Source organism: Actinomadura sp. NTSP31 (genome assembly GCF_041951385.1).
GTDB classification, from domain to species: Bacteria; Actinomycetota; Actinomycetes; order Streptosporangiales; family Streptosporangiaceae; genus Spirillospora; species Spirillospora napierensis.
In genome coordinates this window covers 21,026-37,553 of the sequence record NZ_JBGNUT010000011.1, presented here as the reverse complement: position 1 = coordinate 37,553, position 16,528 = coordinate 21,026, and the positions used below count along the sequence as shown (strand labels likewise).

The 16,528-nt window shown below is 71.5% G+C and carries 14 protein-coding genes; 3 read left to right on the top strand and 11 right to left on the bottom strand.

Annotation, left to right across the window (positions count from 1 at the left end; all coding sequences use genetic code 11):
- Window positions 1-179: 179 nt before the first annotated feature.
- Complete coding sequence (locus tag ACA514_RS19910; protein WP_375042675.1) at window positions 180-1,100, bottom strand: zinc-binding alcohol dehydrogenase family protein; 921 nt, start codon at window positions 1,098-1,100, stop codon at window positions 180-182.
- A 177-nt stretch (window positions 1,101-1,277) separates the two neighbouring features.
- Here ACA514_RS19910 and ACA514_RS19905 point away from each other — a divergent pair, with 177 nt between their 5' ends.
- Window positions 1,278-1,634, top strand: coding sequence for a winged helix-turn-helix transcriptional regulator (locus tag ACA514_RS19905; RefSeq protein WP_375042674.1), 357 nt, complete (start codon window positions 1,278-1,280; stop codon window positions 1,632-1,634).
- A 376-nt stretch (window positions 1,635-2,010) separates the two neighbouring features.
- Here the strand turns inward: ACA514_RS19905 and ACA514_RS19900 are convergent, their stop codons facing one another.
- The 4 genes from ACA514_RS19900 to ACA514_RS19885 form a co-directional block, all read right to left on the bottom strand.
- Window positions 2,011-2,235: a hypothetical protein gene (locus ACA514_RS19900; protein WP_375042673.1), complete on the bottom strand. Its 225-nt coding sequence runs from the start codon at window positions 2,233-2,235 to the stop codon at window positions 2,011-2,013.
- Between the two features lie 1,115 nt (window positions 2,236-3,350).
- Window positions 3,351-4,619, bottom strand: a complete 1,269-nt coding sequence (locus tag ACA514_RS19895) for a DUF222 domain-containing protein (RefSeq protein ID WP_375042672.1) — start codon at window positions 4,617-4,619, stop codon at window positions 3,351-3,353.
- Window positions 4,620-5,199: 580 nt separating this feature from the next.
- Window positions 5,200-5,766: an HAD domain-containing protein gene (locus tag ACA514_RS19890; RefSeq protein ID WP_375042878.1), complete on the bottom strand. Its 567-nt coding sequence runs from the start codon at window positions 5,764-5,766 to the stop codon at window positions 5,200-5,202.
- Window positions 5,767-5,771: 5 nt separating this feature from the next.
- Window positions 5,772-6,683, bottom strand: a complete 912-nt coding sequence (locus ACA514_RS19885; RefSeq protein ID WP_375042671.1) for a hypothetical protein — start codon at window positions 6,681-6,683, stop codon at window positions 5,772-5,774.
- 162 nt (window positions 6,684-6,845) lie between these two features.
- On the opposite strand from ACA514_RS19885, the gene ACA514_RS19880 reads away from it, so the two are divergent.
- Window positions 6,846-8,297: a hypothetical protein gene (locus tag ACA514_RS19880; protein WP_375042670.1), complete on the top strand. Its 1,452-nt coding sequence runs from the start codon at window positions 6,846-6,848 to the stop codon at window positions 8,295-8,297.
- On the opposite strand, the gene galT is transcribed toward ACA514_RS19880, so the two are convergent.
- Genes galT through ACA514_RS19860 form a run of 4 tightly spaced genes read right to left on the bottom strand, consistent with a single transcriptional unit; the run spans window position 8,284 to window position 13,229 of the window.
- Window positions 8,284-9,345, bottom strand: a complete 1,062-nt coding sequence (galT, locus tag ACA514_RS19875) for a galactose-1-phosphate uridylyltransferase (protein WP_375042669.1) — start codon at window positions 9,343-9,345, stop codon at window positions 8,284-8,286. The two genes, ACA514_RS19880 and galT, sit on opposite strands and share 14 nt — an antisense overlap.
- A 10-nt stretch (window positions 9,346-9,355) precedes the next feature.
- Window positions 9,356-9,967: an ATP/GTP-binding protein gene (locus ACA514_RS19870; RefSeq protein WP_375042668.1), complete on the bottom strand. Its 612-nt coding sequence runs from the start codon at window positions 9,965-9,967 to the stop codon at window positions 9,356-9,358.
- Window positions 9,948-10,325, bottom strand: a complete 378-nt coding sequence (locus ACA514_RS19865; RefSeq protein WP_344269065.1) for a DUF742 domain-containing protein — start codon at window positions 10,323-10,325, stop codon at window positions 9,948-9,950. Before ACA514_RS19865 ends, ACA514_RS19870 begins: the two co-directional genes overlap by 20 nt.
- Window positions 10,326-10,331: 6 nt before the next feature.
- Window positions 10,332-13,229: a nitrate- and nitrite sensing domain-containing protein gene (locus tag ACA514_RS19860; RefSeq protein ID WP_375042667.1), complete on the bottom strand. Its 2,898-nt coding sequence runs from the start codon at window positions 13,227-13,229 to the stop codon at window positions 10,332-10,334.
- A gap of 277 nt (window positions 13,230-13,506) precedes the next feature.
- Here ACA514_RS19860 and ACA514_RS19855 point away from each other — a divergent pair, with 277 nt between their 5' ends.
- Entirely contained in the window at window positions 13,507-14,718 is a 1,212-nt protein-coding gene (locus ACA514_RS19855; protein WP_375042877.1) for an extracellular solute-binding protein, read from the top strand.
- Between the two features lie 81 nt (window positions 14,719-14,799).
- Here the strand turns inward: ACA514_RS19855 and ACA514_RS19850 are convergent, their stop codons facing one another.
- Window positions 14,800-15,093 carry a DUF1330 domain-containing protein gene (locus ACA514_RS19850; protein WP_375042666.1) on the bottom strand — a complete coding sequence of 98 codons (294 nt, stop codon included), beginning with the start codon at window positions 15,091-15,093 and terminating at the stop codon, window positions 14,800-14,802.
- Window positions 15,094-15,141: 48 nt separating this feature from the next.
- Window positions 15,142-16,521, bottom strand: a complete 1,380-nt coding sequence (locus ACA514_RS19845) for an MFS transporter (protein ID WP_375042665.1) — start codon at window positions 16,519-16,521, stop codon at window positions 15,142-15,144.
- Window positions 16,522-16,528: the final 7 nt, after the last annotated feature.

The window sequence follows — 16,528 nt, the reverse complement described above, 5'->3', positions numbered from 1 at the left end:
GGAACGCCGTCCTGAGCAGGTCCGCGCTGAGCTGCCGGCCCGATGCAAGGCCGGCAGGATAGAGCCGTCCACCTCGTTGCGCCTCGACACGATCGTCCCGCTGACGGCTGCACCACGGCGATGTCGGCGGCCGGAACTCACTGCCTGCCCAGGGGCATGCACCAGGTGTGATCCGAGGGTTATGGCGTGAGGACCGTCTTGCCGATGGTGGTGCGTTCTTCGAACGCCTTATGCGCGGTGGCGGCCTGGGCCAGCGGAAGAGCGGCGCCGATGATCGGCTTGAGTTCGCCGGTGCGGGCCAGTTCGAACGCGCGGTTGAGCAGTCCGGCCAGGTGTTCTGGTGGCAGCATCACGGACGCGAACCCTGTGACGGACAGGCCACGCTGGTAGACGTCGAGTGGGTCGAATTGCGGCGCCTGGCCGCTGGTCGTCCCGTAGACCACCATCCGGCCGGTGCCGGGCGTCAAAAGGTCGAAGGCGGCCTTGGAGACCGGGCCGCCCGTGGTCTCCAGCACCACCTGGAGACCACCGTCCGCCGCCTCCCGGACGCGCTCGGACCAATTCGGTGTGCTGTAGTCGATCGCCGTGTCCGCGCCGAGTTGCTTGGCCACATCGAGCTTCTCTTCGCCCCGGGCAACGGCGATCACCCTCGCGCCGGCGTGCTTGGCCAGTTGCACCAGCAGACTGCCGACGCCGCCCGCCGCGGCCTCCACCAGTACCGTCTCTCCCGGCCGGAGGGCGGCCGCCTCGGCCACCCCGACCGCGGTCGTCCCCTGCCCGAGCAGGGCCAGGGCCGTGTGGTCGTCCAGCGTGTCGGGCCGCGACAGGGCCGCCGCCGGAAGGACGGCCTTCTCGGCGTAGCCGCCGCCCGCGGTGGCGCCGATCACCTGGCGGCCGATCTGTACGGGATCGACGTCCGGGCCGACGGCGATCACCGTGCCCGCCACTTCGAACCCCGGCGAGTACGGCAGCGGGAGGTCGGCGAGCACCGATCGCATCAGGCCGGCCCGTACCTGGACGTCGGCGAAGCCGATCCCGGCCGCGGTGACCTGCACCAGGATCTGGCCGGGGCCGGGCTCTGGGTCGGGAACCTCGTCCACCTGCAGGACGTCGGGGGAACCGTAGTCATGGAAGCGAACAGCACGCATAGATGGTCCTTCGCATCGGAGATGTGAGGCGGCGGATGCACCGCCTCCGCGAAGGTATCGATGAGATACTGGTTACTTCAAAGGTATCTAACTACCGTGAGGGTACTAGTGGATCCACTCTCCCCGGACATGTTCGACCCGGCCTGCCCGAGCAGCATCATGCCGATCCGGATCGGCGACAAATGGTCGGCGATGATCATCCAATGCCTCGAACAGGGGCCGCGCCGGTTCTCTGAGATCCGGATTCCGCTCCGGCACGCTACACCCAAAGTGCTCACTCAGACTCTCCGTGCCCTCGAACGCGACGGCATGATCACTCGCACGGTTTATGCCGAGGTCCCACCACGAGTGGAGTACGAACTGACCTCGCTCGGGCGGACCCTGCTCGACCTCGTCGCCGCCTGTCGGCACTGGGCAGAGGAGAACATGCCCACGGTCCTCGCGGCGCGTGACGCCTATGAGAACACCATCACCGACTCCGGCTGATCGAACCAGCGCAGCACGCCGAACGGCTCAACCAACCCAGCTACATCGCCCCGGATGTGGCAGTCCTTAATGGCACCCAAAATGGTCCAGGACGGTCTACGACCGCAGAAATCCGGGCGTGCTCGCCACTGCGGCGATCCCGTGCGGCCTCAACTCCGCGGTCTGCGCGAACGCCAGTCGGATCACCGCGGACTTCGCTAGGTCGTAGAGGAACGAGCCCCGGTACCGAGCGGTCTTCTAGTCGGTCGCCTCTCGGTCATCTCCACCACCAGTCCGCTGCCGCGCGCGACCATCAGCGGCAGGGCAAGCCGGCTGGCGATCACATGGGTCTCCACGGCGCGCCGCAGCAGCCTCAGGCCCGGTCGAGGTTCTGCTCTCACAGCGGATGCTCCCAGTCGGTCAGCGGATCGCCGCCCCACACCGAGTCGACCAGGACGTCGAGCCGCCGCGTCCTGGTCCGCGGCGATCCGGTCGACGAGAGCGCGGACCTGGTCTCCGGATCGCCGTGGTCGGCGCGGACGGCGACACCCGCCCCTCCGGCGGCGTCGACCAGCGTGGTGGTCTCCTCGATGGTCTCCACGCACCCGAGGTCGGAGATCACCGACTCACTGCTGCGGCCCGAGACGTAGACGGTCGCGCCTGCGGCCCCGAGTTGGACGGCGATGCCCCGACCTGCGCCCCGCGTGCCCCTGGCGACCAGCGCGACCTTACCGGCGAGCGGACGTTTCTCTACGGTCCCTACTCAGGGGAGATGCGGTGCCAGGCGTTGTCCGGTTCCCGCCCGAGCCGTTCGGGTAGTGTCCCCCGCCGATCGCGGGCCCATGTGAGCCCGGCCCCGCGACGACGGCCTGAATCGTTCCGGCCAACGCCTCGGTGTCCGTCCCGTCCCGGCCCGGAGGCCGCCGTCGGACACCGCGTCGTCGAGCAGCATCTCGATCATCCGCCCCGTTCGCCTCGTGCACGGCGAGCGCGTGCTCGTGGAACTCCGGATCGGTGAGGACCGGGCACATGAACGCCAGCTGGTTGACGTACCGCTCGGCGTGGACATCGCCGACCACGATCGCGGCACGAACGCCCGCCGCTGGTGCCGCCAGCGCCGATCGCTGCCCCTCGCACGCCCATCCGTGCAGCGTCTCCGCGTTCTGCACTGACCGCTCGGCCAGTGCCAGCAGCAGCCCGCCAGTTGGGCCATGGCCAGGGAGGGGAGAAGCGTAGGGCGGAGCGTTCTTGGTGGGCTGCTGCTGGTGGAGTGGCATGCGCAGACGGGCGTCTGGAATGGGCATCCAGGTGTGGTGGTGTGTTCGGGCGCTGGGCCTGTTCAGGGGATTTGCGGAGGGTGGAAGGGGTGTTCGCGGAGAGGCAAGAAGGGTGTTCGTGCGGTGGGGTGGCGCTGGCGTACGGGGCCGCCCCTCCAAAGTCAAGGGCGCCTTCGGCGTCGCTTCGCGATGGACTTCGTCCACCCTTGACTTTGGAGCCTCTGCGGCCCCTGAGGCAGCGCTTAGGGGCAGGCTCCGCCTGCCCCGCCCGGTCGCGCCACCCCACCGCCCCCGAACCAGCGGACCAAGAGACGGTCGAGATGAAGAGGGTGAGTAGGCAGGGTGCTCCGGGCCAGTGCAGCTCGGAGGGTGGGGCGCGATGTGAGCCAACGTGGGCATGCCGGTTCGCCCGAGATCCGGGGTGGATTCGGGCGAACCGGTGGCGTGAGGGTGGGGTTGGCTATGCGGCCCAGTTGACGGTGGTGTCGGGTGGGCCGATCGTGCCCGGTGGCCCGCTACCGGTCCGGGATCTTGATCGGGCGCCCGGCGGTGGCAGCAGCCGGTAGATGTATCGCCCGTCGGGAGCTTTGCTGATGCCGATCTGATCTGGGCTGGTGTGCTTGAACCGGTTGTGCCACCCGCAGGTCAGCGCGAGCTGATCGATATCGGTGGGTGAGTGTCCGAGGGCCCAGCCGTTGACGTGGTCGACCTCGCACAACGTCCCCGGGATCTCACACTCCCGCACCGCGCAGGTGGAGTAGAGGGTCTCCAGCACCTGCCGTTGGGCCGCGCTGGCGAACCGCTCCCGATAGCCCAGGTACAGCGGCGTGTGCCCTCGCCCGAGGATCAGCGGTGACACTCCTGCCGATAGGGCGATGCGGCGGGCTTGGGCAGCGGGGATCGGTGTCCCGTCGGTCAAGCGGGCCGGAGCATTGCCGCCGGTGAGGGTGTCCAGGTCGCAGATGACGGTGACCTTGGTGGCCTTGTGCCCACCGGACAGGACGCTGGACAGGGCGGCGGCGGTGCGTTCGGCGACGTCGCGGGTGTCCTCGGGCCCGGCCGGCTTGGCCAGCGGGGCAAGCGTGCCGTCCCAGATCGCGGCGTCCTCGGCGTTCAACCAGCCCTTGATGTAGCGGCCACCGTCCAGCGAACCGGTGCTGGTGATCCAGGACTTGGCGTACCCGCGCTTGACGTCCTCGCCGGGGACGGTGTCGGTGCCGTCGCGTTCGGCGATCACGTCGCAGATACGGCGGCCGAACACCCCCACCTTCGCCGCTGAAAAGCCTTGGTCGACCAATCCCAGCAAGGTGGTCTCGGCTTCGGCGCAGTCGGTGTCTTCCAGTCTGGCCACGCTCTGCGCGACCGTGGCCGCGTAGCCGTAGGACAGTTCCCCAGAGGCGAGGCGTTCGGCGACTTGGGGTAGGCGGTGCCGCTGGCGGGCGAGGGTGAGGCGTTCGGTGGTGCGGTTCTCCCGCATGCCAAGCCGGGACCGTAGCCATGCCCGGGTGGAGGGGTATCCCCAGCGTTTCTGTTCACCGGTGGCATCGACTCGGCGGATGAAACCGGCCAGTGCGCTTTCCTGAATATCGCAGGCAGCGGCAAGGTTCTCGGTGAGTTCCAGGCACGCCGCCGCCGACTCCGGGGCTTCTCGCTGGGCGAGTTCAGCGGCGATCGCTGAGACCGCGTCCACCAATTGCATGGTGGACGCGGTCTCCAGGTCGACCGTCACTGATTGCATAGGTAAAGCATACCCTACGTGGCCGACAAAAGTCGGCTCGACGGACCCTTAATTCGACCTTCCAGAAAAAGGTATGGCTAGGTATACCTTCGGGATACCGATCACCCTCTATTGGGTCCAGGGAATGCCACTTTATGGGGATTTGCGAGCACGCGTTCGGAAGGGGGTGGTGGGGTGGCGCGACCGGGCGGGGCAGGCGGAGCCTGCCCGTTTGCGCTGCCTCAGGGGCCGCAGAGGCTCGAAAGTCAAGGGTGGACGAAGTCCATCGCGAAGCGACGCCGAAGGCGCCCTTGACTTTTGAGAGGCGGCCCCGTACGCAGCGCCACCCCACCACCCGAACACCCCATGCCCACTTCCCGAACACTCCATGCCCACTTCCCAAGCACCCTTACCCCCCGCCATCTAAGAGCATGAAACAGAAGGCGTCTCAGCATCCTCGCCGGTCCGACGAGATTCTCGAACACCAGAAATTCCAACCAGATTGCGGCGCACAAAAACGAACACCACCGTCCAACAGCCCACCACACTCGCCCATCAACCAACAAGCCAATAAGCCCAAGCCCAGCCACCCCTAAAAGGAACCATCCACCCCTTCGCGCGTCCGCTGTCCACCCCACTTCCCACTAAACTGAAGCAGGCGGCTTATATGGCGGCGTGTCAGGCCCTCGTCCGGTCTCACGGGGACGAGTTTGACGGCTCGGCGGTACAGGAAAGCCTGGCGCCTGATTGTCCAGGGAATGATGTCGTCCACCCAGGCGAAAGGCCGACCGTCCGCGTGTCGGAGGATCGGCGCCCATTTGCGCATGAGCGGTATTTGGAGGAGCGGAGTGTGCGGATCGTCAGGATGCGGTTCGTACGCGGAAAAGGCCACGTGAGGGAGAGGTGGGAGGCCCAGCAGGGGGCCTATGTGCTCGTTGGCGTGTTCTTCCCAGGTCGTGGCCCAGGTCAGGTCGTAGTGAGCCGCCAGTTCTCGTAGCCAATCGCCGTGCTCGCGGTTGATGCGGACGGTGAGCCGGCCAATGGCGTGCTCGTGGAAACGGGCGGGGTCGCGGGGTGCTTCGGGGTTCAGGACGCCGTCGATGTCCAGGTAGAGGAGCGGGCGGGCGGGGCGGCTGCCGGGACGGGGCACGCCTCGCATGGCGGTCAAGCAGCGGCCTGCGTGGAGGCGGCGTGGAGGCCGGTGTCCGTGGCGGCGAGGAGGGTTCCGTCCGTGGTCAACGCTAGGTCGTTCACTGCGGCGGGAATCGGGACCCGTTGCGAGGGCGTGGCGGACGCGGCGTCCCACACCAGCAGAGCGTCGTGGACGGCGGCGGCCGCCATGAACCGGCCGTCGACGATGGAGGCGGCGACCGGGCCGATGTCGGCGGGGGCCGTGAGGGTGGCCGCGAGGTCGCCGTCCAGGGTTCGGACGAGCAGCTCCGCGCCGTCGGGCTGGACGAGGAGCGGCGGCCCGTCCGGACTGGGCGCGAGCACCGCGTGGGAGCCGGACGAGGGCAGGGACGCGGTCTCCTCCTCGCGCTCGATGTCGAGGATCCCGATGGTGCGTTCGGTGTCGCAGGCGAGGCCGACGAGGGGGCCGCTCGCGGGGGTGGCGTGCAGGATCCAGCGGTCGATGGCGGTCCAGTGGCCGAGCCAGATGCCGAACTCGGCGCGGAGGTCGCCGTTGCGGGCGTCCCAGACGACGACCTTCGCGTCGTTCGCCGGGCCGAAGACGGCGACGACGGCGCCACGGCCGTCGTGGACGGCGAGCCCGATCAGGTCGGGCTGGCCGTCCACGGTGAACTCGGCGCCGGTGGACGGGTCGTGGACGTGCACCCGGTCGCGGTGGGTCCAGGCCGCGACCGGCGAGCCGTCGGGCAGCAGGCCGAACGCCCATTCCGCGCGGTGGTCGGGGAAGTCGGGGATCGGCGGGCCGAGCGGGGAGCGGGTCCGCAGATCCCAGGCCTGGCCGATGTTGGCGCCCTGGCCGGCCCGCGTGGTGAAGGCCAGCGGCGGTCCCGCCGCGGTGGCGGCGACGCCGTCGAACGCTCCCCGCGCCAGCACGCTTTCGAGCATGCAGGGAGGCTAGGGCACCGGAGTGAGATCGTTCCACGAAGTGCACGAAAACGCGGAGGCCGCCTCCGGCGCCGGTCAGGCCCCGGTCAGGCCCCCGGTCAGGCCCCCGGTCGCCCGATTGTGCGGGCGAAGGACCGGATGATGCCGATAGGTTCCTTGGTCGTGGAGCCGATCGATCTGACCCCCGTCGAACGGCGCGTGTGGCGGGCGTTCCCCACGGGCACGCCGCTCGACCTGCGGGACGGCGATGACGATCCGGAGCACGGCGGCGGCTGGGGCCCAGGGCGGACGGTCCGGGCGAGCGTGCTGCGCAAGCTGCTGCTGAGCCCGGCGTCCGACGGGGAGATCGCGGCGCTGCGGGTGAACGGCGCGCGGATCTCCGGGCGGCTCGACCTGCGGTACGCGGCGGTCGGGCATCCGATACGGCTGTCGGGCTGCCATTTCGACGAGGTGCCGGAGCTGTACGGCGCGCATCTGCGGCAGCTGAACCTCAGCCGTTCCTTCCTGCCGGGCCTGATCGCCCAGACTCTGAGGATGGACGGCGTGCTGCGCCTCACCGACTGCCGTGTCCCCGGGGAGGTCCAGCTGGGCGGGGCGCGGCTGAGCGGTGCCCTCTTCATGGAGCGCGCGCGGCTCGGGCAGGACGGCGCACGGAAGGAGGTCCTGCACCTCAACCATTCCACCGTCGATGACGACGTCTGGGCGCCCGGCCTCGAGGCGCGCGGGCAGATCCGGCTGAACGGCGCGTCCGTCGCGGGCATGGTGAACCTCAGGGGCGCCGTGCTGCTGACCCCGGGCGGGCGGGCGTTCGACGGCGAGAACCTCTCCGTGGGTTCGGACGTGGTCGCCACCGGGGCGCGCATCGAGGGCGAGGTGAGCGTGCGCGGCGCGGCGATCCCCGGGCTGCTGGTGCTGACGAGCGCGCGGCTGTCCGACACGACCTGCGCGCTGCGGGCGACGAGCGCGGTGATCGGGGAGGTGTGGCTGCGGGAGGCGCGGGTCGACGGCACGGTGAACCTGCTGCGCGGCCGCTTCGGGCTGCTGCACGCGGCGCCGGAGGCGTTCGGCGGCACGGTCTGGCTGGACGGCCTGACGTACGGCCTGCTCACGCCGCGGCTCCCCGCGAAGGCCCGCATCGCGTTGCTGGAGCGGGACGAGGAGGGCTACGTCCCGCACGCGTACGAGCAGCTCGCCGCCGCGTACCGGCAGGCGGGCGACGATCGGGCGGCGCGGAACGTCCTGCTGGCCAAGCAGCGCAGGCACCGGTCGACGCGGCCCCGGTACGCGCGGCTGTGGGGGTACTTGCAGGATGTGACGGTCGGGTACGGGTTCCGGCCGATGTGGGCGGCGGCGTGGCTGGTCGGGCTGCTGGCGGTGGGCACGGCGGTGTTCGGGCCGCATCCGCCGGCGCCGCTGAAGGCCGACGAGCATCCGCCGTTCAACGCGCTGTTCTACACGCTGGATCTGCTGCTGCCCATCATCGACTTCGGGCAGGAGAAGGCGTTCGAGCCCGCCGGCTGGCACCAGTGGTTCGCCTACGGCCTGGTCATCGCGGGCTGGGTGCTCGCGACGACGATCGCCGCCGGGATCACCCGGACGCTCAGCCGGCAGTGACCTCGCGGAGGCGGGCGGCGGCGGCCTCGGGCGGGACGTCGTTGATCCACGCGGCCATGCCCGACTCGGACCCCGCCAGATATTTGATCTTGTCGGGGGCGCGCCGGATGGAGAACAGCTCCAGGTGCAGGCGGACGAGGTCGCGGCCCTCGCCGGTCGGCGCCTGGTGCCAGCCCGCGACGTACGGCAGCGGCGTGTCGTAGAGGGCGTCGCAGCGGCGGAGCAGGTCCCGGTAGAGGACGGCCAGCTCGTCGCGTTCCCCGGCGTCGAGCGCGGCGAAGTCGGGGACGTGCCGGTGCGGCATCAGGTGGACCTCGACGGGCCAGCGGGCGGCGGCGGGGACGTAGGCCGTCCAGTGCTCGCCCGCCAGCACCACGCGCGTGCCCGACCGCTCCGCCTTCAGCACGTCGTCGAAGAGCCCCGGATGCCGTGCCGCCATGGCGAGCATGCGCTCCGTGCGCGGGGTGATGAACGGGTACGCGTAGATCTGCCCGTGCGGGTGGTGCAGCGTCACGCCGATCTCGACGCCGCGGTTCTCGAACGCGAACACCTGCCGGACGGTCGGGATCGCGGACAGTTCGGCGGTGCGGTCGGCCCACGCGTCGATGACCGTCCGGACCCGGGATACCGGCAGGTCCGTCATCGCCGCGTTGTGGTCGTCGGTGAAGCAGACGACCTCGCAGCGGCCCGCGCCCGGGAACCGGGCGAACACCTCGGCGCCGTCGACCGTGGCCGGCACGGCGGGGGTGCGGGTGTCGAACGACGGGAACCGGTTCTCGAAGACGGCGACGTCGTAGGAGTCGTCGGGGATCTCCGAAGCGGGGCCGCCGGGGCACAGCGGGCACTGGTCGGGCGGCGGCAGGAACGTGCGCGTGTTGCGGTGCGCGGTGACCGTGACGTGGTCGCCGGTCAGCGGGTCGCGGCGGACCTCGCACACCGGCTCGACGGGCGGCAGCCCGCGCGGGTCGGGGACGGGGACGCGCCCGGGCGTCTCGTCGTAGTAGACGAGTTCGCGGCCGTCGGAGAGCCGCGCGCGTGTCCGGTGCATCGCCCGCAGCCTACCGGGCCCCGGCGCCGGCCGCCTCCGCCTCGTGCACGGCGAGCAGGTGCTTCACCAGGGTGGTCAGCACCTCCTTGCCGGACGTGCGCTCGCGGACGTCGCACAGCACGATCGGGGTGGTGTCGCTCAGGTCGAGGGCGTCGCGGATCTCGTCGTCGGTGTAGTCGTAGCCGTCGTCGAACATGTTGACGGCGACGACGAACGGGAGCCCGCGGTTCTCGAAGTAGTCGACGGCGGGGAAGCAGTCGGCGAGGCGGCGGGTGTCGGCGAGGACGACCGCGCCGAGCGCGCCGAACGACAGCTCGTCCCACATGAACCAGAAGCGGTCCTGCCCGGGGGTGCCGAACAGGTAGAGGACGAGGCCGTCGCGGATGGTGATGCGGCCGAAGTCCATCGCGACGGTGGTGGTGGTCTTCTGCTCGACGCCCGCGGTGTCGTCGACGCCGACGCCCCGGTCGGTGAGCAGCTCCTCGGTCTGCAGGGGCCGGATCTCGCTGACGGCGCCGACGAGGGTCGTCTTGCCGACCCCGAAGCCGCCGGCGACGAGGATCTTCACCGCGATCGGGGCGGCGGGGCCGGTGGCCGCGTCGTCAGAGGGCTTGGAGACCATGCAGCACTTCCCTGAGCAGGCGTTCCTTGGAGAGCGGGCTCTCCTGTCGAGGACGGGTGACGGTGATGAGCCGGTGGTGCAGCAGGTCGCCGAGCAGCACCCGGATGACGACCAGCGGCAGCCGCATCCGGGCGGCGATCTCGGCGACCGGCTGCGGTTGCAGGCACATCTCGAGGATGTCCAGGTGCTCGGGGCCGATGCCGGGCGACCCGGACCGGGGCCGCGCCGCGGTCGCGACGATCGTGATCATGTCGAACGCCTCGGCCGTGGCGGGCCTGGCGCGCCCGCGGGTGAGCGCGTACGACCGGACGATCGGCCCGGCCTCGTCATCGAGCCATTCGCTCCCAGGACCGCTCATGCGGGGTCACGAGTCCTCGGTGTCGAGGGATTCGGCGCGGCCGCGCCGGGTGCCCTGCTGGATGGACGACATCATCGAGCGCAGCTCCTCGGGGGTGCGGCCGGCGCGCGGCTCCGGCTCGGCGGCGGGCCGGGCGGGCGGCTCCTCGCGCAGCTGCGCGGCCATGTTCTCCTGCCGGACGCGCTTGGGCAGCGGCGGGCGGTCGGCCCGTCCCGCGCCGGGGGGACGCCGCCGGACCTCGCGCGGCGAGCGCGGCGTCCGCGGCGCGGCGGGCCGCTCCTCGTCGCGCGCGGGGCGTTCCTCCTGCCGGGCGGCGGGCTCCTCCGGCTGCGCGGGCGGCTCTCCCCAGGCGGACGGCGACTGCCGCTGGACGGGCAGCGGCCCCTGCACGGGTTCGGCGAAGACCGGCCGGGGGCCCGGCGTCTCGGCCGCCTCCCCGGATGTCCCCGGCGCCGCGCCCGCACCGGTGGACGGCTCGCCGAAGCGCTCCGCCGGGGCATCGCCGGACGTATCGGCCGGTCCCCACCCGATCGGGCCGATCGGGCCGGTCGCGGGGCCGCCGGACGCCGCGTCCGCCGGGACGCCGATCGGGCCGGTGGCCGGGCCGTCCGAAGGCAGACCGTTCGAGGGCAGGCCGTTCGAGGGCAGGCCGTTCGAGGGCAGGCCGATCGGGCCGGTGGGCGGGCCGTCCGAAGGAAGGCCGATCGGACCGGTGGGCCGGTCGTCGGGGCGGTCGCCGAACCACGCGGGACGGCTCCCCGGAGCGTCGGGGCCGGGACCGCCGGCGACGGGCCTGAGCGGGTCGCCGGGCTGCGGCGGGCGCGCGAGCGGCTCGGCGGGTCGCGGCTCGGCCGGCTGCGGCTTGGCGGGTTCCGGGCGCGGGGTCGCGGCGTGCCGTCCGGCCGGAAGGCGCAGCACGGACCCGCCCTGCCCGGATTCGACGGACGGCCCGGGCGCGTCGGCCCGGTGGCCGCCGACGATGGCGCCGACCGGGACGAGGGCGTCCTCGGCGCGGCGCGTGGTGAGCGCGGGCGGGGCCTCCAGCGTGTCGGTGTCGGCGCGGACGACGAGGTCCTCGGGCAGCAGCACGATCGCGGTCATGCCGCCGTACGGGGAGGTGCGCAGGGTGACCTTGACGCCGTGCCGGCGGGCGAGCCGGCCGACGACGAACAGGCCGAGCTGCGAGGCGTCGGACAGGTCGAACTCGCCACCGCTCGCGAGCCGCTCGTTGGCGGCGGCGAGGCTCGGCTCGTCCATGCTGAGGCCGCGGTCCTCGACCTCCAGCGTGAAGCCGTGCGAGACGGCCTGCCCGTGCACCTGCACGGTGGTGTGCGGCGGCGAGAACGCGGTGGCGTTCTCGATCAGCTCCGCCAGCAGGTGGATGACGTCGGCGACGGCGGGGCCGACGATCGCGGCGCGGGTCATCGGGGCGACGTTGACGCGGGTGTAGTCCTCGACCTCGGACGCTGCGGCGCGCGCGACGTCGACGATGGCGACGGGGCTGCGCCACCCGCGGCCGGGCGCCTGCCCGGACAGGATGATGAGGCCCTCCGCGTGCCGGCGCATGCGGGTGGCGAGGTGGTCGACCCGGAACAGGTCCTCGAGGTCGTCGGGCGCCTCGATGCGGCGTTCCATCGAGTCCAGCAGCTTGAGCTGGCGGTGCAGCAGCGTCTGGCTGCGGCGGGCGAGGTTGACGAAGACGTCGCTGACGTTGCGGCGCAGCGTCGCCTCCTCGACGGCGCCCTGGATGGCGGTGCGGCGGGCGGCGTTGAACGCCTCGCCGACCTGGTCGATCTCGCGGGTGCCGAACGCCAGCGGCGGCGCCTCGGCGGCCACGTCGACCTCCTCGCCGCGGCGCAGCCGGCGGATCACGCCGGGCAGCCGGACGTCGGCGAGGTCGATCGCCTCGCGGCGCAGCCGGGCCAGCTCGCGGATGACGGACCGGGCCACCCACACCGCGATGACCAGGGACGCGATGACGGCGAGGAGCCCGAGGACGCCGGCCAGCACGACCCGGGTGATGATGCCGTCGGAGATCGGTTTGGCGCGCTGTTCCGCGCCCGCGGTCACCGACAGCTCCAGGCCGCGCAGCCGGGTGAGGTTGGAGTCGGCGGTGGTCTTCCACAGCGCGCCGGCGGTGCTGGACGGCCGGACGAGCGCGCGGGACGCGACGAACCCGTCCTCCAGCTTGCGGAGCCGGGCGTACTCCGGCATGCCGATGACGCGCTCGTAGTACGCCTGGTCGGCGGTGCGCAACTCGGACGAGGAGAACCCGTACAGCGAGCGCTGGGTGCCGACGAGCTTGACGAACTGGGCGTGCTCGGCGGGCGTCATCCGGCCGGCGGCGAGCGCGCCGGCGAGGACGGCGTCCTCCTCGGCGAGGGTCTCGCGGGCCCGCGACAGCGACGCCTCGTTGCGGGCGTCCTTGGCGACCTCGGAGTTGTCCAGGGTGGCGAGGGAGCCCTGCAGCGATCCGACGTCGGACAGCAGGGCGGTGTAGTCGGTGAACGCCTTGGTCCGGCTGGTGGCGCCGCCGTCGATGGCGCGCCGCCCGGTGCCGAGCGCGGTCAGCTCGCCGCCGATCCGGTCGGCGAGCCGGCGGGCCTGCGGGGGCGCGGCGTCGCGGGCGCCGGAGTCGGCGACCAGGCGGCGGAACAGCTCGGCCTGCCGGTCGGTGACGAGCCGGCCGGACTCCATCGCGGCGCGGTCGCCGTCGGTGTGGCTGCCGAGGTACACCATCGACAGCCGCCGCTCGTTCTGCAGCGCGCTGCCGAGGGCGCCCGACGGGTAGCCGAAATGGTCCTGGACGGTCTCGACGTGGCGCAGGTTGAGCCCCTGGCCGAGCGCGATGCTCGCGGCGAAGGCCCAGAGCACGCCGAGCGAGACGACCGAGACGGTCACCATCAGGACGACCTTGAACCGGATGGACCGGAACCGCGCGGCCTTGGGCGCCCGACGGTGGCCGGCGGCGGGGTCCGGGGAGCGACCTCGTTTTGGCACTTCGGTGAAGACTTTCGCTTGTGGCGGCGGGAGGACCACCAGGGTTTCAGGGTGGAACCGACGGGTTTGCGCGGAACGGACGGAAGCCTAGGGCGATCTCGCGCCGTGTGTCGACAGTTTCCAGATCATCACATTTTGTGTGCGCACGTGACCAAAAATAGCTCTACGATCTCTCAGCGTGATGGCGAACACTCCGAAACCGGCATCCCGGGCGCGAACCGCGCTCCGGGGAGCCGCCCTGGCGGCGGCCGTTCTCTCGGCGGCCGCCCTGTCCGCCGGGTGCGGCGGCGGGTCGTCCGGCCCGGCCGCGCCGCCCGACGTCCCGATGCAGCAGGAGATCGGCGCCTCGGAGGGCAGGCTCGACCTCGTCGTGTGGGCGGGCTATGCCGAGGACGGCTCGAACGACCCGAAGACCGACTGGGTCACCCCGTTCACCAAGGCGACGGGGTGCCGCGTGCAGGCCAAGGTCGCCGACACGTCCGACTCCATGGTCGCGCTGATGCAGACCGGCAAGTACGACGGCGTGTCGGCGTCCGGGGACGCGACGCTGCGGCTCATCTACGGCGGCACGGTCGCGCCGGTCAACACGCGGCTGCTCAGCGGGTACGGCGACATCGCACAGTTCCTGAAGAACCAGCCGTACAACTCGGTCGACGGGCAGATGTACGGCGTCCCGCACGGCTACGGCGCCAACATGCTGATGTACCGGACGGACAAGCTGGCGCAGCGGCCGACGTCCTGGGACGTGGTGTGGAAGAAGGACTCCCCCGCCGCGGGGCACGTCGTCGCCTACGACTCCCCCATCTACATCGCCGACGCCGCGCTGTACCTGAAGGCGCACCGCCCGGACCTGAAGATCGACAACGTCTACGAGCTGACCGACGAGCAGTTCGAGGCGGCCGTCGACCTGCTGAAGCAGCAGCGGCCGAACGTCAACCAGTACTGGGCGAACTACCTCGACGAGCTGCAGTCGTTCAAGAGCGCGGACAACTACGCGGGCACCGCGTGGCAGGTGACCGCGAACCTGGCGATGGACGAGCGGTCGCCGGTCGCGACGACGATCCCGTCCGAGGGCGCCACCGGCTGGTCCGACACCTGGATGATCTCCTCGAAGGCGCAGCATCCGGCGTGCATGTACCAGTGGATGAACTGGATCACCAAGCCGAGGGTGCAGGCGGAGGTCGCGCAGTACTTCGGCGAGGCGCCGGCCAACCCGAAGGCGTGCGCGTTCACCGCGAAGGGGTTCTGCTCGACGTACCACGTCGGCGACCCGGACTTCTACAAGCGGCTCGCGTTCTGGCGGACGCCGGTGAAGGACTGCGGCGACGACCGCGGGAACAAGTGCGTCGACTACTCGCGCTGGACGCAGGCTTGGACGCAGATCAAGGGCTGACCAGCGGAGACCGGGCTCGGGCGGGCCCCGGCACCGGCCGCGCGCCGGGTGCCGCGTCCCGCCCGGCCTGACGTCCGGTCGTCAGTCGATGCCTTCGATGATGCGGAAGTCGCGCTCGACGGCGTCGGCGAGCACGGCCAGCGCCTCCTGATAGGCCGCACTCTCGCGCGCCGCGACGGCCTGCTCGAAGCTGTCGAACTCGATCAGGACGACGCGCTCGGCGATCCCGGCGTCATACGCCACGACCCGGCCGCCACGGGCGAAGGTCCGGCCGCCCCCGGCTCGGACGGCCGGACCGGCCAGTTTGTTGTAGGCAGCCAGCTTCTCGGGGTCGGAAATGGTGCGGTAGACGCTGACCCAGTAGCCCTTGGCCACGGTACCTCCTGTGTTCGGAACTGATATTCGGAAGCATCCTCGGATCCATCACCGGCGGGCGAGGGCGAGGCCGGTCATCGTCGTGACCGCCATCGCGGCGACGCCGACCAGCGCCGCGGTGGTGTAGGCGCCGTCGTCCGGGAAGAGGCGGCCGGCGCCGGTGCCGGCGGCGAGGACCAGACCGCCGATGGCGCTGCCCAGGGAGTACCCGACGCTGCGGACGACGTAGTTGAAGCTCATGGCGCTCGACGTCTCGCTCTTGGGCGTGACGGCCAGGATGACGCCGGGCATGGCGGCCGAGAAGCCGCCGACGCCGAAGCCCAGCACGCCCATGGCCGCGAGCAGTTCGGCCAGGTTGGACCGGGCCGCCGCGAACAGGACGAACCCGCCGCCGACGATGGCGGCGCTGCCGGCCAGCAGCAGGGGGCCGTCGATCCGCGTCCGGACCCGCGGCGTGAGCTTGCCGGCGACGAACCCCAGCACGGAGAACGGGATGAGGACCAGCCCCGCCACGAAGGTGGTCAGCCCGAAGCCGTAGCCGGCGCCGTGCGGCGTCTGCGCGTAGCGGGTGATGAGCGTGAGCAGGAGGTACATGCCGATCCCGCCGACGAACATGGCGATGTTCGCCCCGGCGACCGCCGGGTGCCGTACCGCCCGGACGTCGACCAGAGGCGTCTTGGTTCGCAGCTCGGAAACGGTCCAGACGCAGAGCAGGAGTACGGCGGCGACGGCAAGGGTCACCGCCACGGCGAGGTGCCGGCTCCACAGGCTCCTCTCGCCGGCCAGGAGCAGGACGAGAAGCAGCCCGCCCGCCAGGACGAGCGCACCGGCCACGTTCACGTGGGCGGACCGGCCTTCGGGAGCTGCGGGCATGGAGCGCCACGCGGTCAGCAATGCGATGGCGGTGACGAGCAGGCCGAAACCGTAGGCGGCCCGCAGTCCGCCGAACTCGGCGAGCAGCGCGGCCAGCGGGTAGCCGACGCCGGCTCCGATGATGGAGACCACCGAGATCAGGGCGATCGTGGCCGCGCTGCGCTCCTCGGGAAGATGGTCGCGGGCCACGCCCATCATCAGCGACGTGAGACCGAGGCCGACGCCTTGGGCCGCCCTGCCGGCGAGCAGCCAGGCGAACGGCAGCGGCAGCACGGTGAGCGCGCTGCCGACGACGACGATCGCCAGCGTGGCGAGGATCGTGGCCCGCCGGTGCGGACCGGCTCCGAGCCGGCCGAGGACGGGTGTGGCGACGGCGCCGCTGAGCAGGGCGATGGTCAGCGTCCACTGCGCGCTGTCGAGGGAGACGTGGAACGTGGTCGCCACGCTGGTGATGAGCGGCGTCCCGAGGCTGGCGACCGCCGCCACGACCAGGGCGATGAACACCAGGGCGGGGACCAGCAGACGCGCCTCGGAACGTGTCGGGGCCGTGCTCATGGGCTGG

Bases quoted from the DNA above. Each gene is read 5' to 3' on its own strand.
- ACA514_RS19905 (WP_375042674.1), top strand. From the start codon at position 1,278: ATGTTCGACCCGGCCTGCCCGAGCAGCATCATGCCGATCCGGATCGGC.
- ACA514_RS19890 (WP_375042878.1), bottom strand. From the start codon at position 5,766: ATGCGAGGCGTGCCCCGTCCCGGCAGCCGCCCCGCCCGCCCGCTCCTC.
- ACA514_RS19885 (WP_375042671.1), bottom strand. From the start codon at position 6,683: ATGCTCGAAAGCGTGCTGGCGCGGGGAGCGTTCGACGGCGTCGCCGCC.
- galT (WP_375042669.1), bottom strand. From the start codon at position 9,345: ATGCACCGGACACGCGCGCGGCTCTCCGACGGCCGCGAACTCGTCTAC.
- ACA514_RS19870 (WP_375042668.1), bottom strand. From the start codon at position 9,967: ATGGTCTCCAAGCCCTCTGACGACGCGGCCACCGGCCCCGCCGCCCCG.
- ACA514_RS19865 (WP_344269065.1), bottom strand. From the start codon at position 10,325: ATGAGCGGTCCTGGGAGCGAATGGCTCGATGACGAGGCCGGGCCGATC.
- ACA514_RS19860 (WP_375042667.1), bottom strand. From the start codon at position 13,229: ATGGTGACCGTCTCGGTCGTCTCGCTCGGCGTGCTCTGGGCCTTCGCC.
- ACA514_RS19855 (WP_375042877.1), top strand. From the start codon at position 13,507: ATGGCGAACACTCCGAAACCGGCATCCCGGGCGCGAACCGCGCTCCGG.
- ACA514_RS19845 (WP_375042665.1), bottom strand. From the start codon at position 16,521: ATGAGCACGGCCCCGACACGTTCCGAGGCGCGTCTGCTGGTCCCCGCC.